This is a genomic window from Paenibacillus sp. S02, assembly GCF_019454065.1.
GTDB lineage: Bacteria > Bacillota > Bacilli > Paenibacillales > Paenibacillaceae > Paenibacillus > Paenibacillus polymyxa_B.
The window spans coordinates 1-17,821 of record NZ_CP073682.1 but is presented as its reverse complement, the minus strand read 5'-3'; the positions used below and the strand labels follow the sequence as shown (position 1 = coordinate 17,821).

Genomic DNA, 17,821 nt, shown 5'->3' with positions numbered 1-17,821 from the left:
CCCCATATCCGATCTCTTCATTCATCATTATACACAGCATACAATACGCTATGAGTTTACTAAAAATATGATCTACAATAAATCCTATGCTGCTTACTCGGTTGAAAACCGTGTCCCTAATTAAGATCCACGCTTTTGCTCTTCACAACAGCCTTTCTGTCTTTTGGAACCAATACAGTAAAAGAACCATCATGCACAGACAAATGCACCATGTGTTTATTTTTCTGAAACACCTTCTGATTCGAGGTGGATAAATTCGGTTCCTCAGTCCAGCCCCAAGCTGCAATCTCCTCCAGATAAGGAGCAGGTAGACTATCACTTTCCTTCAATGCTGGCAGTGCATAGCGAACATAGTCCATGTCCGAATTACTGCTGGCCCGATCGGTTTTACTAGCTTCTTTGGGAACCGGAAACGTCTTCTCGTTGGCAGCACCCTCAAACGATGTCCAAGAAGGCTCCTCCTCCACGCACCCGGTAAGAATCGCGACAGCGACACTGAATAGCACCAATAGAGCAAGCCATTTATTTCGCCGCATGATCTTCCCTCCTTACCAGCCTGATTGACTATACAAAATCCTATGATGGAGTTTGCATAATTCTGCAATAATGCAGCGTGTGTGTATGGGATTCAATACCTATATTATACAGGGTTTACTCTTACATTCCGTAACAAAAATGTTACCTTCCTTTTGTAAGGATATTTCTAAAGTATACATATATGCAAAAAAGAACCATAATCTCAATGAGATCATGGTCCTCTTTACTTGTTGCTTGGCGACGTCCTACTCTCCCAGGACCCTGCGGTCCAAGTACCATCGGCGCTGGAGGGCTTAACGGTCGTGTTCGGGATGGGTACGTGTGGAACCCCTCCGCTATCGCCACCAAACATGAATTTACATCGTAAATTCTACCGTACGGTTATTCGGTTCATCACTTATCGTGTGAATGAATAGCCATGCGCTTGTCGTATGTCACTTGTACATACCTTCAAGGTTACACCCTGAAAACTGGATCCGAAACTCATTTGCGTTTTATTCTTTAGGATAAGCCCTCGACCGATTAGTATTGGTCAGCTCCATGCATTACTGCACTTCCACCCCCAACCTATCTACCTCGTCGTCTTCAAGGGGTCTTACTAATTGGGAAATCTCATCTTGAGGGGGGCTTCACGCTTAGATGCTTTCAGCGCTTATCCCTTCCGTACATAGCTACCCAGCGGTGCTCCTGGCGGAACAACTGGTACACCAGCGGTACGTCCATCCCGGTCCTCTCGTACTAAGGACAGCTCCTCTCAAATTTCCTACGCCCACGACAGATAGGGACCGAACTGTCTCACGACGTTCTGAACCCAGCTCGCGTACCGCTTTAATGGGCGAACAGCCCAACCCTTGGGACCTACTTCAGCCCCAGGATGCGATGAGCCGACATCGAGGTGCCAAACCTCCCCGTCGATGTGGACTCTTGGGGGAGATAAGCCTGTTATCCCCAGGGTAGCTTTTATCCGTTGAGCGATGGCCCTTCCATGCGGTACCACCGGATCACTAAGCCCGACTTTCGTCCCTGCTCGACTTGTAGGTCTCGCAGTCAAGCTCCCTTCTGCCTTTGCACTCTTCGAATGATTTCCAACCATTCTGAGGGAACCTTGGGGCGCCTCCGTTACTCTTTAGGAGGCGACCGCCCCAGTCAAACTGCCCACCTGACACTGTCCTCGCACCGGTTCACGGTACCAAGTTAGAACCTAGATACGATCAGGGTGGTATCCCAAGGATGCCTCCTCTCAAGCTGGCGCTCAAGATTCTACGGCTCCCACCTATCCTGTACAGATCGTACCCAAATTCAATATCAAGCTGCAGTAAAGCTCCATGGGGTCTTTCCGTCTTGTCGCGGGTAACCTGCATCTTCACAGGTATTAAAATTTCACCGGATCTCTCGTTGAGACAGCGCCCAAGTCGTTACGCCATTCGTGCGGGTCAGAATTTACCTGACAAGGAATTTCGCTACCTTAGGACCGTTATAGTTACGGCCGCCGTTTACTGGGGCTTCGGTTCATAGCTTCGCCCCGAAGGGCTTACCACTCCCCTTAACCTTCCAGCACCGGGCAGGCGTCAGCCCGTATACTTCGCCTTGCGGCTTCGCACAGACCTGTGTTTTTGCTAAACAGTCGCTTGGGCCTTTTCACTGCGGCCCCCTCGGGCTATTCACCCTACCGAGGCACCCCTTCTCCCGAAGTTACGGGGTCATTTTGCCGAGTTCCTTAACGAGAGTTCTTCCGCGCGCCTTAGAATTCTCTTCTCGCCTACCTGTGTCGGTTTGCGGTACGGGCACCTTCTCCTGGCTAGAGGCTTTTCTTGGCAGTCTGAGATCATGACCTTCGCTACTACAATTTTCGCTCCCCATCACAGCCCAGCCTTACGATGTGCGGATTTGCCTACACACCAGCCTCACTGCTTAGACGGACATCCATCAGTCCGCGTCACTACCCTACTGCGTCACCCCATCGCTCATAACGGATTACGGTGGTACAGGAATTTCGACCTGTTGTCCTTCGACTACGCCTATCGGCCTCGCCTTAGGTCCCGACTTACCCTGAGCGGACGAACCTTCCTCAGGAACCCTTAGGCTTTCGGCGGATCTGATTCTCACAGATCTTTTCGTTACTCATACCGGCATTCTCACTTGAATGCAGTCCAGCGCTCCTTACGGTACACCTTCAACCCGCATTCAACGCTCCCCTACCCCTGATGCAAGCATCAAGCCATAGCTTCGGTGGTGTGTTTAGCCCCGTTACATTTTCGGCGCAGAGTCACTCGACCAGTGAGCTATTACGCACTCTTTCAATGGTGGCTGCTTCTAAGCCAACATCCTGGTTGTCTGTGCAACTCCACATCCTTTCCCACTTAACACACACTTGGGGACCTTAGCTGATGGTCTGGGCTGTTTCCCTTTCGACAATGGATCTTAGCACTCACTGTCTGACTCCCGGAACTAAATCTATGGCATTCGGAGTTTGACTGAGCTTGGTAACCCTTGCGGGCCCCGCACCCAATCAGTGCTCTACCTCCACGATTCTTTTTTCCGAGGCTAGCCCTAAAGCTATTTCGGGGAGAACCAGCTATCTCCGGGTTCGATTGGAATTTCTCCGCTACCCCCACCTCATCCCCGCATTTTTCAACATGCGTGGGTTCGGGCCTCCAGTGCGTGTTACCGCACCTTCACCCTGGACAGGGGTAGATCACCCGGTTTCGGGTCTACGTCCACGTACTCATTCGCCCTATTCAGACTCGCTTTCGCTGCGGCTTCAGCTCTTCACCTTAACCTTGCACGGGAACGTAACTCGCCGGTTCATTCTACAAAAGGCACGCCATCACCCATAGATCGGGCTCTGACTTCTTGTAAGCACACGGTTTCAGGATCTATTTCACTCCCCTTCCGGGGTGCTTTTCACCTTTCCCTCACGGTACTGCTTCACTATCGGTCGCCAGGGAGTATTTAGCCTTGGCAGATGGTCCTGCCGGATTCATACGGGGTTTCACGTGCCCCGCACTACTCGGGATCCGTCTCGGAGAGAACAAGTTTTGAACTACAGGGCTTTTACCTTCTCTGGCGGGCCTTTCCAGACCTCTTCATCTAACCGGTTCCTTTGTAACTCCATGTGAGACGTCCCACAACCCCAAGGAGCAAGCTCCTTGGTTTGGGCTAATCCGCGTTCGCTCGCCGCTACTGACGGAATCACTATTGTTTTCTCTTCCTCAGGGTACTTAGATGTTTCAGTTCCCCTGGTCTGCCTCTATTCTGCCTATGTATTCAGCAGAAAGTGACTGTCGATGAAGACAGCCGGGTTTCCCCATTCGGACATCCCCGGATCAAAGCTTGCTTACAGCTCCCCGAGGCCTTATCGTTGTTCGCCACGTCCTTCGTCGGCTCCTGGCGCCTAGGCATCCTCCGTGTGCTCTTTGTAGCTTAACCTAGTATTTACATGGTAAATACGATTTGCTTTGAATTTCGGTTCAACACAAATGTGTGAATGAAATTCAAGGCAGCTACCTTTATTTCACTTGTTTACACAAGATCAGCTTAAAGGAATATTCTAAAACGCAATTTCGTTTCGGTATCCAGTTTTCAAGGTGCAATACAGTTTCATCGAAACTGTAGCCTGTGTGAATATCGGTCCAACTCAACCGAGTAGATGATATTCATGCAGTATGTTGAGAGTTTGAGCTCTCAAAACTGAGCAACGAGTGAGTAACAGGCCTAAACCTGAGTTTTGAAGCTTACGCTTCATATTTGAATGTTTCCGTTGCAGGAAACGATTCTCCATAGAAAGGAGGTGATCCAGCCGCACCTTCCGATACGGCTACCTTGTTACGACTTCACCCCAATCATCTACCCCACCTTCGGCGGCTGGCTCCCTTGCGGGTTACCCCACCGACTTCGGGTGTTGTAAACTCTCGTGGTGTGACGGGCGGTGTGTACAAGACCCGGGAACGTATTCACCGCGGCATGCTGATCCGCGATTACTAGCAATTCCGACTTCATGTAGGCGAGTTGCAGCCTACAATCCGAACTGAGACCGGCTTTTCTAGGATTGGCTCCACCTCGCGATTTCGCTTCCCGTTGTACCGGCCATTGTAGTACGTGTGTAGCCCAGGTCATAAGGGGCATGATGATTTGACGTCATCCCCACCTTCCTCCGGTTTGTCACCGGCAGTCTGCTTAGAGTGCCCAGCTTGACCTGCTGGCAACTAAGCATAAGGGTTGCGCTCGTTGCGGGACTTAACCCAACATCTCACGACACGAGCTGACGACAACCATGCACCACCTGTCTCCTCTGTCCCGAAGGAAAGGCCTATCTCTAGACCGATCAGAGGGATGTCAAGACCTGGTAAGGTTCTTCGCGTTGCTTCGAATTAAACCACATACTCCACTGCTTGTGCGGGTCCCCGTCAATTCCTTTGAGTTTCAGTCTTGCGACCGTACTCCCCAGGCGGAATGCTTAATGTGTTAACTTCGGCACCAAGGGTATCGAAACCCCTAACACCTAGCATTCATCGTTTACGGCGTGGACTACCAGGGTATCTAATCCTGTTTGCTCCCCACGCTTTCGCGCCTCAGCGTCAGTTACAGCCCAGAGAGTCGCCTTCGCCACTGGTGTTCCTCCACATATCTACGCATTTCACCGCTACACGTGGAATTCCACTCTCCTCTTCTGCACTCAAGCTCCCCAGTTTCCAGTGCGACCCGAAGTTGAGCCTCGGGATTAAACACCAGACTTAAAGAGCCGCCTGCGCGCGCTTTACGCCCAATAATTCCGGACAACGCTTGCCCCCTACGTATTACCGCGGCTGCTGGCACGTAGTTAGCCGGGGCTTTCTTCTCAGGTACCGTCACTCTTGTAGCAGTTACTCTACAAGACGTTCTTCCCTGGCAACAGAGCTTTACGATCCGAAAACCTTCATCACTCACGCGGCGTTGCTCCGTCAGGCTTTCGCCCATTGCGGAAGATTCCCTACTGCTGCCTCCCGTAGGAGTCTGGGCCGTGTCTCAGTCCCAGTGTGGCCGATCACCCTCTCAGGTCGGCTACGCATCGTCGCCTTGGTAGGCCTTTACCCCACCAACTAGCTAATGCGCCGCAGGCCCATCCACAAGTGACAGATTGCTCCGTCTTTCCTCCTTCTCCCATGCAGGAAAAGGATGTATCGGGTATTAGCTACCGTTTCCGGTAGTTATCCCTGTCTTGTGGGCAGGTTGCCTACGTGTTACTCACCCGTCCGCCGCTAGGTTATGTAGAAGCAAGCTTCTACATAACCCCGCTCGACTTGCATGTATTAGGCACGCCGCCAGCGTTCGTCCTGAGCCAGGATCAAACTCTCCATTAAAGACCAACCGAAGTTGGTTTATAGAAAGAGCGATAAGCTCATTTTGAAACTGACGAGATAAAAATATCTCTTGTTTGATTTTGCAAGCAAAATCGTTTTACTCACTCGTTGTTCAGTTTTCAAAGATCAAACATCCAATGTCCGCCTCGGCGTTTCTTTCAACCCCTCAGCAACTTTTATAGTGTATCATATTTTTTAGAGTTATGTCAACACTTTTTTTTCAAAAGTGTTTTTCGCTCTTCTTGATAACACTTGAAGCGACAAGAAATAATATATCATACTTTTCTTGCATTATGCAACTCTTTTTTTGAAATACTTAGTTAAGTAACAATACACTCGATATAAAGCTCTCTTTGCAGCATTAAGTTAATGATTTCCCCATCTACTTGAATCAACGGCCGAGTCGGATGATCTCGATCAGCGAAAATAATTTCCCCTGTACGGTTATCATTGAGGCGCACCTTGGTTCCATTATTGAATTGGGTTAACTTATGAATAAAAACTTGTACGACACTTGGGTCCAACTTTCCAAATGATTCTGACTTGATTTGCTCTAGAACCAGATACGGTGATTGGGCAGGTCGGTATGTTTTCTCTAGAGTCATAGCATGGAATACATCAGCCACTCCAACGATTTTAGCGTAGATGTGGATTTGTTCCCCTTTAAGACGCAGTGGATATCCAGTACCGTCCACTTTCTCATGATGCTGAAGAGCTGCCAAACGCACACCTTCGTTAATAGCTTTCACATTTTTAAGCAACTGGTATCCTAGTGATGTATGGCGACGTATTTCTTCTTGCTCTTCCCACGTTAGTTTGGAGGGCTTGTACAGAATGACCGGGTCCATTTTAGCGTTCCCTATGTCATGAAGCAATCCAGCAAAAGCCACTTGCATCCAATCCTTTTGAGGTAATCCGATCCATTGTGCAATGGAGTAGGAAGTAAGGGAGGTTAGCACGGCGTTGTGAAAAATATAGTCCACTTCGATCATGGCGGGCGGAGTATAGGTCATTACATTATAGCGCTGAATGTGCACCAGTAAGGACTCCAATTGTCCCCGCAGTTCATATATAGATAAATTAGAGACGAGCACCGATTGAAATGCATTCTTAACGAGCATCACCATTTTGTCATACTCATCCTGAAATTGTTCAGATTCATCTCGTCCATCTAACGAAGGTCCTTGCGATTCAGATGTTCCAGATCGAACAGTCGTAGACTCGCTACTGGATTTTGTAAGATCATCCGTCCCTACCTCAACTTGCTGGATCAGGAACGCCTGTAAAATCTCCAAGTCACGCGGTAGCAGAATGCGCCCTTTCGGTAGCAGCAAGCTGCCCATTTCTGTAAATACATCGCTTTGCAATCTAAGTCCTGCTTTTAATTCGGATACGGGTACAGTTGTCATGGTCAACCTCTCTGTTCTCACAACAGCTGCTCCAGCTGCCAGTTATGATGTCATTATATTACTTGGGAATGATCCTGTACATTCATTTTATGCCATTTAAAGCATGCTTGTCTGAATTCGTTAGCCAGAAAAAGAAAAAGACTCCCCGACCAAATAGTCAGAGAGTCTGTTCCATCTGAAATTTAATAACTACTGTTGTTTCCATATTCAGGCTCTTATTCGCCCTCAGGAGATTCTGGGTCGTTACCTTCCGCACCTTCTGTATTCGTTTCGAGAGTTGGTTCAACAGATGATAGAGATGAGCCCTCTCCAGCTTCCCCATCCTCTAATAATTCTTCAAGCAGTTCATCCTGCTCCTCATTCTTGTTCGCTCGACAAACAGTTGCAACCGAATCATCATCGCGAATATTAATCAGCCTTACCCCTTGTGTATTCCGACCCATCGTGGAGATTTCCCCCATGCTAGTCCGAATCAAGGTGCCACTAGCTGTAATGATCATCAGATCCTCTTCGGTTTTTACAACCTTGAGACCGACAACCGGACCATTTTTATCCGTAACATTAATCGTCTTGATCCCCTTACCTCCACGGCTTTGGATACGATAATCCACAACAGGGGTACGCTTGCCATAACCTTTGGCCGTTACAATCAGGATATCCAGGCTGGTATCTACGATGTCCATACCAATTACAGCATCACTCTCATCAAGGTTGATCCCTTTAACCCCTGTAGCGCTACGGCCCATAGACCGTACATCACTTTCAGGGAAACGGATAGACATGCCTTGTGCTGTACCAATAATCATTTCCTGCTGTCCGTCCGTCAGCTTCACTTCGATCAGGGCGTCATCTTCACGCAAGTTAATGGCAATCAAGCCACCTTTGCGGATATTTGCATAGTCATCAAGTGGTGTCTTCTTTATGATTCCATGCTGGGTCGCAAAGAATAGATAGCTATCCTCCACAAATTCCTCGATTGGAATTACCGCATTGATCGACTCACCCTGTTCAATCTGAATCAGGTTAATAATCGGTGTCCCCCGGGCTGTCCGGCTAAGGTCAGGAATCTCATAGGCCTTAATCCGATATACCTTGCCCTTGTCGGTAAAGAATAACAAATGATGATGTGAATTCGTAATGAACAGATGCTCCACGAAATCCTCATCTTTAGTATCCATACCCACTACACCACGACCACCGCGTTTTTGACTGCGATAGGTAGTAACAGGAAGGCGTTTGATATATCCCGTATGGGTTACAGTAATAATAACATCTTCACGCGGAATGAGATCCTCATCCAGAATACTCTCTTCACCCACTGTAATTTCAGTGCGACGGTCATCAGCGAAACGTTCCTTAAGTTCATTCAGCTCTTCGCTAATGATGTTGAGTACCAGATGCTCGTTCGCCAAAATCTCACGGTATTCCGCAATCTTTTGTATTAGCTCGTTATATTCGTTCTCGATCTTCTCACGTTCCAAACCGGTTAAGCGTTGCAGACGCATATCGAGAATAGCCTGAGACTGCTCAAGAGTGAGCGAGAAACGCTCAATCAGTCCTTCACGAGCTGCTTCTGCAGTTTGGGAAGAACGAATCAAGGCAATAACTTCGTCCAGATGGTCAAGGGCAATGCGCAAGCCTTCCAGAATGTGTGCTCTAGCTTCGGCTTTTTTCAGATCAAATTCTGTCCGGCGACGAATAACCTCGACCTGATGTTTGAGATAATGATACAAGACATCCTTCAGGTTCAAAATCTTCGGTTCGTTGTTTACAATGGCAAGCATATTAATACCGAAATTCGACTGCATAGCCGTATGTTTAAACAAATTATTCAGAACGACGTTCGGGTTCACGTCCCTACGCAACTCGATAACGACACGCATACCCGTACGGTCCGATTCATCCCGAAGATCCGTAATGCCTTCAATACGTTTGTCACGTACTAATTCGGCAATTTTCTCGACCAGACGAGCCTTATTCACTTGGTAAGGCAGCTCATGCACGATAATCCGTGCTTTATTGCCAATCTCTTCTATGGTGGTCTTCGCACGCATGGTCACAGATCCGCGGCCAGTCTGGTACGCCTGACGGATACCAGAGCGTCCTAAAATATAACCTGCTGTCGGGAAATCGGGCCCTTGAATATAATCCATAAGTTCCATCGGCGTAATGTCGGGGTTTTCGATCAATGCTTGTACACCATCGATAACCTCTCCCAAGTTATGCGGAGGAATATTGGTAGCCATTCCGACTGCAATTCCGCCGACACCATTCACCAGCAAGTTAGGATAACGTGCAGGTAATACGACGGGCTCGCTCTCTTCACCATCGTAGTTCGGCATAAAATCAACGGTCTCTTTGTTCAAATCACGTAGCATTTCCATGGCAATCTTGGACAACCGTGCTTCGGTGTAACGCATCGCAGCCGCCATATCTCCATCCACGGAGCCAAAGTTACCGTGTCCATCCACCAACATATAACGCAAAGAAAAATCCTGCGCCATCCGCACCATCGTATCATATACAGCCGTATCACCATGAGGATGATATTTACCGATAACTTCGCCGACGATTCTTGCCGATTTTTTGTAAGGCTTATCTGGCGACATGCCTAGCTCGGACATCGCGTACAAAATACGACGGTGTACCGGCTTCAGTCCGTCCCGCACATCAGGCAAGGCACGGCTAACAATAATACTCATGGCATAATCCATAAAGGATTCGCGCATTTCCACTCCGATATCCCTATTGATGATTTGCGAGTTATTTTGATCCGCCATGCTGGTCCTCCTTCTTATCCTTCAATACAATGCTCTCTATGTGAAAAGCCTAACAAGATACTGCCTATACACTCCGCTCTCTGCGCAGGATTTTGGCTGAAATCCTCATCTGTATAATTATATTACTTTCACAAAAAGAGCACAATTAAACGCATCTGTCCTCTTTACAGCGTAAATCCCTCGTCATTCTCTCTCTGCCTGTAGCAGATCGCTATTCTCTTGTACAACTCACAAGCCCTGATTATAACAAATTCCCCAGAGCTGGGGATTAGCCCCCACCCTAAGGGCATTTTCCACATACAATACGTATACGGTCAGGGTTCACTTAGCAAAATTCCGAAAAACGCCGTATTTCTCTATTATATCATTGTTTTACGCACTTGTCCTTTAGTTTCCCTTGTTTTGTCAAAGTGTTGCGGATTCCAAGTACATGACTCATATTTCGAAAAGAAAGGGATGAGATTACTTGTCTATTCAGCGAGTATCCAGTAAGTGGACCAAAACAAATGCCATTCTCCCCAATCCGACATTGGCCGCTTATGTACCGGAAACACGGTTGTACACATTTGATCACTTGAACGAAATGTTGGCCGTGTATGGTACTGTCTATATTAAGCCTGATAACGGTACTTATGGAAAAGGAGTTATGCGGGCAGAGAGGCTGACAGAGCCGCTTCCGCCGACAGAAGAAGGAATCATAGAAGAGAGAACTTGGTATGTGCTTCGCTATGAAGTAGATACCTTCACCTTCGAAAGTCTAGAAGATCTGCATAGAGTGGTTTCTTCCCGCATACGAAAACGTCCATATCTGATCCAGCGTGGAATTCCACTTCTTCAGCATGAAGCACGCCCCTTCGATTTGAGGGTATTAACCCAGATGAACTTGAGACACCAATGGGAAACAACGCTTATTGTAGGACGCGTAGCTGCTCCTGACAAAGTCGTCACCAATCATCACAGCGGTGGGACAACACGCTTTTTCAATGAGCTGGTCGCTCCATACATGGATGTAAAGGAATCTGTACGACTGGAGCAAAAATTATCAAAAATGGGCGAACGGGTAGCCTGGCAATTGCAAAAAAGATACCCACGTTTAAGGGAAATAGGATTAGATGTGGGACTGGATCAGCAAAATTATCCGTGGATTCTGGAGGTTAACACGAGACCAGCAATCAAGGTGTTCTCTTCCCTTCCAAACAAAAGCCTCTATCATAAAATATTCAGATATGCAGTAGGCTACGGACGGTACTCTCCATCCACGGGTAAAGCCGTACGCTCTAAGAAAAAAGCCTAAAACAATGAGATTAAATATTCAAATACACCCGGGCTGGTTAATGACAAGAAAAGGGACGCCCATTTGGGCGCCCCTTGTGAACTCCTACAAAATACTACCTAATGAGCACGTAATACAGCCACTAGGAAAGAACATCACACATTAAAAATCGAGATTTTTCACGTACTTCGCATGTTCTTGGATAAAGTCACGACGAGGTTCTACATTATCACCCATCAAGGTATTGAACAGTGTATCAGCCAGCATCGCGTCACTGACAGTTACCTGAAGCATGGTACGACTCTCAGGGTCCATCGTAGTTTCCCAAAGTTGGGTCGCATTCATCTCACCCAAACCTTTATAGCGCTGTACATTGTACTTCGCGTTTTCTCCAAATTCCCTGATGATCTCATCACGTTCCGCCTCAGAGTTTGCATAACGTACAACTTTGTTACGCTCTACTTTGAATAGTGGTGGCTGAGCAATATAAATATAGCCTGCATCAATGATTTTACGCATGTACCGATAGAAGAACGTCAGCAACAACGTACGAATATGGGCACCATCGACATCCGCATCTGTCATGATAATGACCTTGTGATAACGGGCTTTGGCGATGTCAAAGTCGTCTCCGATCCCTGTACCCATTGCTGTTACCATCGACCGGATTTCATCACTGGACAAAATACGGTCCAAGCGTGCCTTTTCGACATTCAGGATTTTACCGCGAATCGGCAAAATAGCTTGAAAGTGACGATCACGACCCTGCTTAGCCGATCCCCCTGCTGAGTCACCTTCGACAATGTACAGTTCACTAATCGAAGCATCCTTAGAGGAGCAATCCGCCAGCTTGCCTGGGAGCGAACTGATTTCCAGCGCACTTTTACGACGTGTAAGCTCACGCGCTTTACGCGCTGCTTCCCGGGCACGTGCTGCTTGTAATGATTTGTCAACCACACGGCGGGAAACAGACGGATTTTCCTCTAGGAATTCCTGGAGTTTCTCTGCGAATAGGGATTCGACAATCCCTCGCACCTCACTGTTTCCCAGCTTTGTCTTGGTCTGACCCTCAAACTGTGGTTCTGGAATTTTGACGGAGATAATCGCCGTCAATCCTTCACGCACATCATCACCGGTCAAGTTGGCATTGTTGTCCTTAATCAAGCCATTTTTACGTGCATAATCGTTAATAATCCGGGTTAGTGCACTCTTGAAGCCTGATTCGTGAGTTCCGCCCTCATGGGTATTGATGTTGTTAGCAAAAGAATAAATATTCTCGGTATAACTGTCGTTATATTGCAAAGCAACTTCGACTTGAATCATATCACGCGAGCCTTCGACATAAATCGGCTGTTCATGTAACGCTTCTCTTTTTTGATTCAAGAATTGCACATATTCACTGATTCCGCCCTCGTAATGGAATGTATCGCTGGCTCCCGTCCGTTCATCAGTCAAGCTGATTGCAATGCCTTTGTTCAGGAAAGCCAACTCACGAATCCGCGTTTGGAGCGTATCATAATCATATACGGTCGTTTCTGTAAAGATTTGATCATCCGGATAGAAGGTCGTTTGGGTACCCGTCTCGTCTGTATCACCGATGACTCTGACATCATACTGCGGAGCACCACGGTGATATTCCTGCTCATACAGATGTCCGTCCCGTTTAACATGAACAATCATTTTGCTGGAGAGAGCGTTCACTACCGATACCCCAACCCCGTGCAGACCACCGGATACCTTGTACCCTCCGCCTCCGAATTTACCGCCGGCGTGAAGTACAGTCATAACGACTTCCAGCGCAGATTTTTTCATTTTGGCGTGTTCGCTTACCGGAATACCGCGTCCGTTATCTGTAACGGTAACGCTGTTATCTTCGTGAACCACAACTTGAATGCTGTCACAATAACCCGCCAGCGCTTCGTCAATGCTGTTGTCCACAACTTCCCAGACCAGATGATGGAGACCTTTGGCGCTCGTGGAGCCAATATACATCCCGGGACGTTTCCGAACCGCTTCCAGGCCCTCGAGGACCTGAATCTCGCCCGCATCATAAGACGGTTGATTCATAGACATGCCTTTCACCTACTTCTATAGATTCTATGGTTAAGCATTGGCAACAAACTGGTTTGCCCGCTTTTTGAGTGTTGTTGAGGAGATGGGGGAATAATACACCGTATTCTGAGTCACTACGATGGACTTGGCTTCCTCTTCGCCAATCATCTCGACATGCTTTTGCTGTTGGGCGTGGTTCACATATTGCTTGGAGATTTTAGAGGATTTTTCAATCGAGATATCGAAAATAGCCACAAGCTCTGACGAGCGGATGATTTTTTCTCCACCCAGATGAATATACATAGCGGTCACTCACTCCTTAGTGTTCCACATGCCCGTCGTGGACGTGATAAATATTGGCATCCTTGAGTCGTTCTGCGTTCAAAGTCTCAACCCCGGTTGCCGTGATAAAGGTCTGTACCTTGCTTTGGAAAGTCTCGATCAGCTGGGTCTGACGATAGGGGTCCAGCTCGGACAAAACATCATCCAGCAGCAAGACAGGATATTCACCAATTTCCTCATGAATTAACTCTATTTCGGCCAACTTCAAGGACAGGGCCGTCGTCCGCTGCTGCCCCTGAGAGCCATACGTATGCACTTCTCTGCCGTTAATGGCAAAGGCCAAATCGTCACGATGGGGTCCCGCCAAAGTCATACCACGGCGGATTTCCTGTTCCCTCATTTGGGATAACTTTATCATAAATCGCTCCAATAAGACAGCTTCATCTTCTTCCTCTGGCTCACTGAAGGAGGGAACATAGGTTAATTTTAACTCTTCTGTCCCACCTGCGATCCCTTCATGAATGGCCTGAGCCCACTTTTGTAGCTTTGTTATAAATTGTTTCCGCTTTTTAACAATTTTAACACCATGCTCAACAAGTTGCTCATTCCATACCTCCAGCATCAGCTGCACTGACGCCATATCCTTACCCCAAGCTTGCTTGAGCAGGTTGTTTCGCTGAACCAATACTTTCTGATATTGCTGCAGATGATACAGATATCCTGGCGCAACCTGTCCGATTTCCATGTCAAGAAACCGGCGGCGAACCCCCGGTGTTCCTTTCACAATTTCCAGATCCTCAGGTGCAAACATGACCACATTTAACGAACCGATAAAATCGCTCAGTTTTCGCTGCTCCAGTCCGTTGATCTTTGCTTTTTTGCCTTGTGTGGATAACGCGAGATCCAGTCTGATTTTCCCGTATTTTTTATCCACATCCGCAGCTAGGTGAGTGGAAGTAGCCCCGAAAGAGATTAACTCCTTGTCGCGGGACGTTCGATGACTTTTGGTTAAAGCCAGTACAAAAATCGCCTCTACCAGATTCGTTTTGCCCTGCGCATTTTGTCCGATCAGCAAATTAACGGGCCCAAATTCATTCAGCTCCAGCCGTTCATAGTTCCGGTACTGCTGCAAAACAATGTTGTTCACAAACACATAGGGTCCCCCTTGTTACTCCGTACCTAAAAGGAGTCCTTGCCACCCAGGCGATCATGCTCCTGCTGTAACTTCGAAACTTCCGTTGTCCTCTACTTCTACGGTATCACCCGGGTACAGTTTTCTTCCACGACGTTCTTCCGGTTCACCATTAACACGGACTTGTCCCTCTTGCAGCAGGGCCTTAGCCATGCCTCCTGTGGATACACAATCGGCTAATTTTAAAAATTGATCGAGCTTAATGTATTCGGTTTGTATAGATATCTGTTTCAAGGCTTGTTCATCCTTTCGCTTGTCCTCGGGTGGGTTAACACTAAACGTCAGTTGGTTGTGCGATATGGCAGGATGATATACAGCGCATTGCTGGAATCAGCCGGTTTTAAAATAATGGGGCTCATAATGCCGGTAAAAGCAATTGTCAGCTGCTCGCTGTCAATCACCTTCAGCACGTCGAGCATGTATTTAGAGTTGAACGAAATTTTGAGCGGCTCTCCCTCAAATTTGGACACAGTTACTTCCTCACGCACTTTGCCAAGCTCAGAGGAACTAGAGGAAATCTCCAAACCACCATTTTCCAGCGACTGCATTTTTACAATATTCGTTTTTTCCTCACGGGACAGCAAATAAGCACGGTCAATTGACTCACTTAAACTTTTTGTATCCACAATCAGTTCTGTTTTGTAGGAGGTCGGAATAATTCTAGAAGTATCAGGATAGGTGCCGTCCAAGATGCGGGAATAAAATAGCACCCGATCTACTTTGAATAATACCTGATTGTCCGCTACTACGATATCCACAAGCATATTTTGATCTGGAATAATTCTGCTCAGCTCATTCAGCGTTTTGCCCGCAATGACAACATTGCTAAAACGCAAGCCTTCAGACGTCTCCAAATGAGCGCTACGGGTGGCAAGGCGGTGGCGGTCCGTTGCCACAAACTTCAATTCACCCTCAGCCAGATTCCACAACACGCCAGTTAAAATCGGTGTCGTTTCGTGGGTGGAGATGGAGAATACCGTCTGTTTAATCATGTTTTTAAGTAAATCTCCTGGCACAGAGATGACTTGATTTTCTTCAATGTTGGGAAGCACCGGGAATTCTTCAGGGTCCAAGCCAACAATCTGAATTTCAGTTGCACCGGACGAGATAAAGGTTTGGAATTGGTCTTTTACCTCCATATGGATCTCCTGCGACGGCAACTTTTTGATAATTTCGACAAAGAATTTGGCAGGCAGTACCACACTGCCGGGTTGTTCGACCTGAACAACAGTTTGGTCACCATCCTCCATCGGAATAAAGGATTGAATGGAGATGTCTGTATCGCTGGCGGTCAGCGTTACTCCCTGGTGATTCACATCCAGCTTAATACCACTCAGAATTGGAATCGTAGTCCGACTTGATATCGCTTTGGATACATGTTGTATAGCCTCGTTCAAAACGTTTTTCAGAATGCTGATCTTCATAAGTTCCTCCTACGGGTTTTAATCCTTCAAGCACGCGTTGACGCGGGCCTTATTTAGGTGATGTATATCTTTAAAATATATTAGTAATAGTAATAGGCGCACTGAATATGTGGATAAGTCACTGTAACCCTAATAAAATCAAGCCTATCCACATGTGTATAAATTGTGTATAGGCTCTGAACTTATTCAGGTTGGATTTTTGATTTTTTCTATTAGGCTGTTGATAACTTTAAACAGATCCTGATCCACTTGAATGGATTTGGAGATTTTTTCGTGCGCATGAATGACAGTCGTATGATCACGCCCACCGAAAGCTTCGCCGATTTTTGGCAAAGAATAGTCGGTTAGCTCACGAGACAAGTACATGGCAATCTGTCGTGGAAAAGCTACAGCCTTCGTCCGCTTACGCGCTTTAAAATCCTCCAGCCGTAGATTGTAAAATTCCCCGACTTGATGCTGTATATCCTGAATCGTGATCATTTTTGGACGACTGGACGGGATAATATCTTTCAACGCCTCAGCTGCGAGATGACTTGTGACATCCTGATTGGTTAAGGAGGAATAAGCGACAACGCGAATAAGCGCCCCTTCCAGCTCACGGATGTTTGTATCAATTTGATTAGCGATATACATCATGGCCTCATTAGGAATATCCAGGTTTTCCGCCCGCGCCTTTTTCCGAAGAATAGCAATTCTAGTCTCCAGATCCGGCGGTTGAATATCCGTAATAAGTCCCCACTCGAAGCGAGAGCGCAGCCGTTCTTCCAGCGTTGGAATTTCTTTAGGCGGCCGATCGCTTGAGATTATAATCTGCTTGCGTTCCTCATGAAGCGCATTGAACGTGTGGAAAAATTCCTCCTGCGTCGATTCCTTGCCCGCAATGAATTGAATATCATCAATGAGCAAAATATCAATGTTGCGATATTTATTCCGGAAACTTTCCCCGCGGTTGTCCCGGATGGCATTAATGAATTCATTCGTAAACTTCTCCGACGATAAATAAACGACCTTGCTGGTCGGATTGTGCTCCAAAATATAGTGTCCGATAGCGTGCATCAGATGCGTTTTACCCAGCCCCACACCACCGTATAAAAACAGCGGATTGTAAGCTTTTGCCGGCGCCTCGGCGACGGCCAGCGATGCCGCATGGGCAAAACGGTTCCCCGATCCGATGACGAATGTATCGAATGTATATTTGGGATTCAGCATATGGGACACAGCTTCTTCATGAACGACCGGCTGCTGCTGAGGTTGTTGCTGAAGGTCGACCTCAGCGGGCTTGTTCTCTTCAATAACGAACTTGACCTCTAGTTGTTTGCCCAAAATTTCATAAACCGTTGCTCCGACTAGCTTGGTATAGCGGCTTTCAAGCCATTCCACGGCAAAAGTTGTCGGTGCAGAAATCACAATGGAGTGGTCATTTAGTTTCGCTGCCTTGGTAGCCTTAAACCAAGTGTCGTAACTCGGCTTACTCAGCTTGGTTTGTATAATGGATAGAATTTGCTGCCATAGTTCAGAGGTATGGCTGTCCAC

Annotated in this window: 10 protein-coding genes and 3 rRNA genes; 1 reads left to right on the top strand and 12 read right to left on the bottom strand. The window is 47.3% G+C overall.

The window, feature by feature from the left end; all coding sequences use genetic code 11:
* Positions 1–116 precede the first annotated feature (116 nt).
* From KAI36_RS00065 to gyrA, 6 genes are all read right to left on the bottom strand, one after another.
* On the bottom strand, positions 117–536 hold the full coding sequence (locus tag KAI36_RS00065; RefSeq protein ID WP_013308104.1) for a hypothetical protein: 420 nt from the start codon (positions 534–536) through the stop codon (positions 117–119).
* 233 nt (positions 537–769) lie between these two features.
* Positions 770–886: ribosomal RNA gene (gene rrf, locus KAI36_RS00060) — 5S ribosomal RNA — on the bottom strand.
* A 153-nt stretch (positions 887–1,039) separates the two neighbouring features.
* A 23S ribosomal RNA gene (locus tag KAI36_RS00055) occupies positions 1,040–3,966 on the bottom strand.
* Positions 3,967–4,320: 354 nt separating this feature from the next.
* Positions 4,321–5,876 (bottom strand): 16S ribosomal RNA (locus KAI36_RS00050).
* The 16S, 23S and 5S rRNA genes sit together here, the layout of an rRNA operon.
* 320 nt (positions 5,877–6,196) lie before the next feature.
* Positions 6,197–7,285, bottom strand: coding sequence for an HD-GYP domain-containing protein (locus tag KAI36_RS00045; RefSeq protein WP_028540988.1), 1,089 nt, complete (start codon positions 7,283–7,285; stop codon positions 6,197–6,199).
* A 215-nt stretch (positions 7,286–7,500) separates the two neighbouring features.
* Positions 7,501–10,065, bottom strand: coding sequence for a DNA gyrase subunit A (gyrA, locus tag KAI36_RS00040; protein ID WP_220026518.1), 2,565 nt, complete (start codon positions 10,063–10,065; stop codon positions 7,501–7,503).
* Between the two features lie 466 nt (positions 10,066–10,531).
* Here gyrA and KAI36_RS00035 point away from each other — a divergent pair, with 466 nt between their 5' ends.
* Positions 10,532–11,359 (top strand): YheC/YheD family protein, encoded by an 828-nt coding sequence (locus KAI36_RS00035; RefSeq protein ID WP_025720769.1) that lies wholly within the window; start codon positions 10,532–10,534, stop codon positions 11,357–11,359.
* A 141-nt stretch (positions 11,360–11,500) separates the two neighbouring features.
* On the opposite strand, the gene gyrB is transcribed toward KAI36_RS00035, so the two are convergent.
* The 6 genes from gyrB to dnaA all read right to left on the bottom strand — a co-directional run bounded on the left by gyrB (position 11,501) and on the right by dnaA (position 17,821).
* On the bottom strand, positions 11,501–13,411 hold the full coding sequence (gyrB, locus tag KAI36_RS00030) for a DNA topoisomerase (ATP-hydrolyzing) subunit B (protein WP_013308100.1): 1,911 nt from the start codon (positions 13,409–13,411) through the stop codon (positions 11,501–11,503).
* Positions 13,412–13,441: 30 nt separating this feature from the next.
* A complete protein-coding gene (gene remB, locus KAI36_RS00025) occupies positions 13,442–13,693 on the bottom strand; it encodes an extracellular matrix regulator RemB (protein ID WP_007433255.1) in 252 nt (83 codons plus the stop codon).
* A gap of 16 nt (positions 13,694–13,709) precedes the next feature.
* Entirely contained in the window at positions 13,710–14,825 is a 1,116-nt protein-coding gene (gene recF / locus KAI36_RS00020) for a DNA replication/repair protein RecF (protein WP_220026517.1), read from the bottom strand.
* A gap of 54 nt (positions 14,826–14,879) precedes the next feature.
* On the bottom strand, positions 14,880–15,098 hold the full coding sequence (yaaA, locus tag KAI36_RS00015) for a S4 domain-containing protein YaaA (RefSeq protein WP_023986416.1): 219 nt from the start codon (positions 15,096–15,098) through the stop codon (positions 14,880–14,882).
* Positions 15,099–15,145: 47 nt separating this feature from the next.
* A complete protein-coding gene (gene dnaN, locus KAI36_RS00010; RefSeq protein ID WP_023986415.1) occupies positions 15,146–16,288 on the bottom strand; it encodes a DNA polymerase III subunit beta in 1,143 nt (380 codons plus the stop codon).
* A 186-nt stretch (positions 16,289–16,474) separates the two neighbouring features.
* The gene (dnaA, locus tag KAI36_RS00005; protein ID WP_023986414.1) at positions 16,475–17,821 is read right to left on the bottom strand and encodes a chromosomal replication initiator protein DnaA; all 1,347 of its coding nucleotides are present in this window, start codon (positions 17,819–17,821) and stop codon (positions 16,475–16,477) included.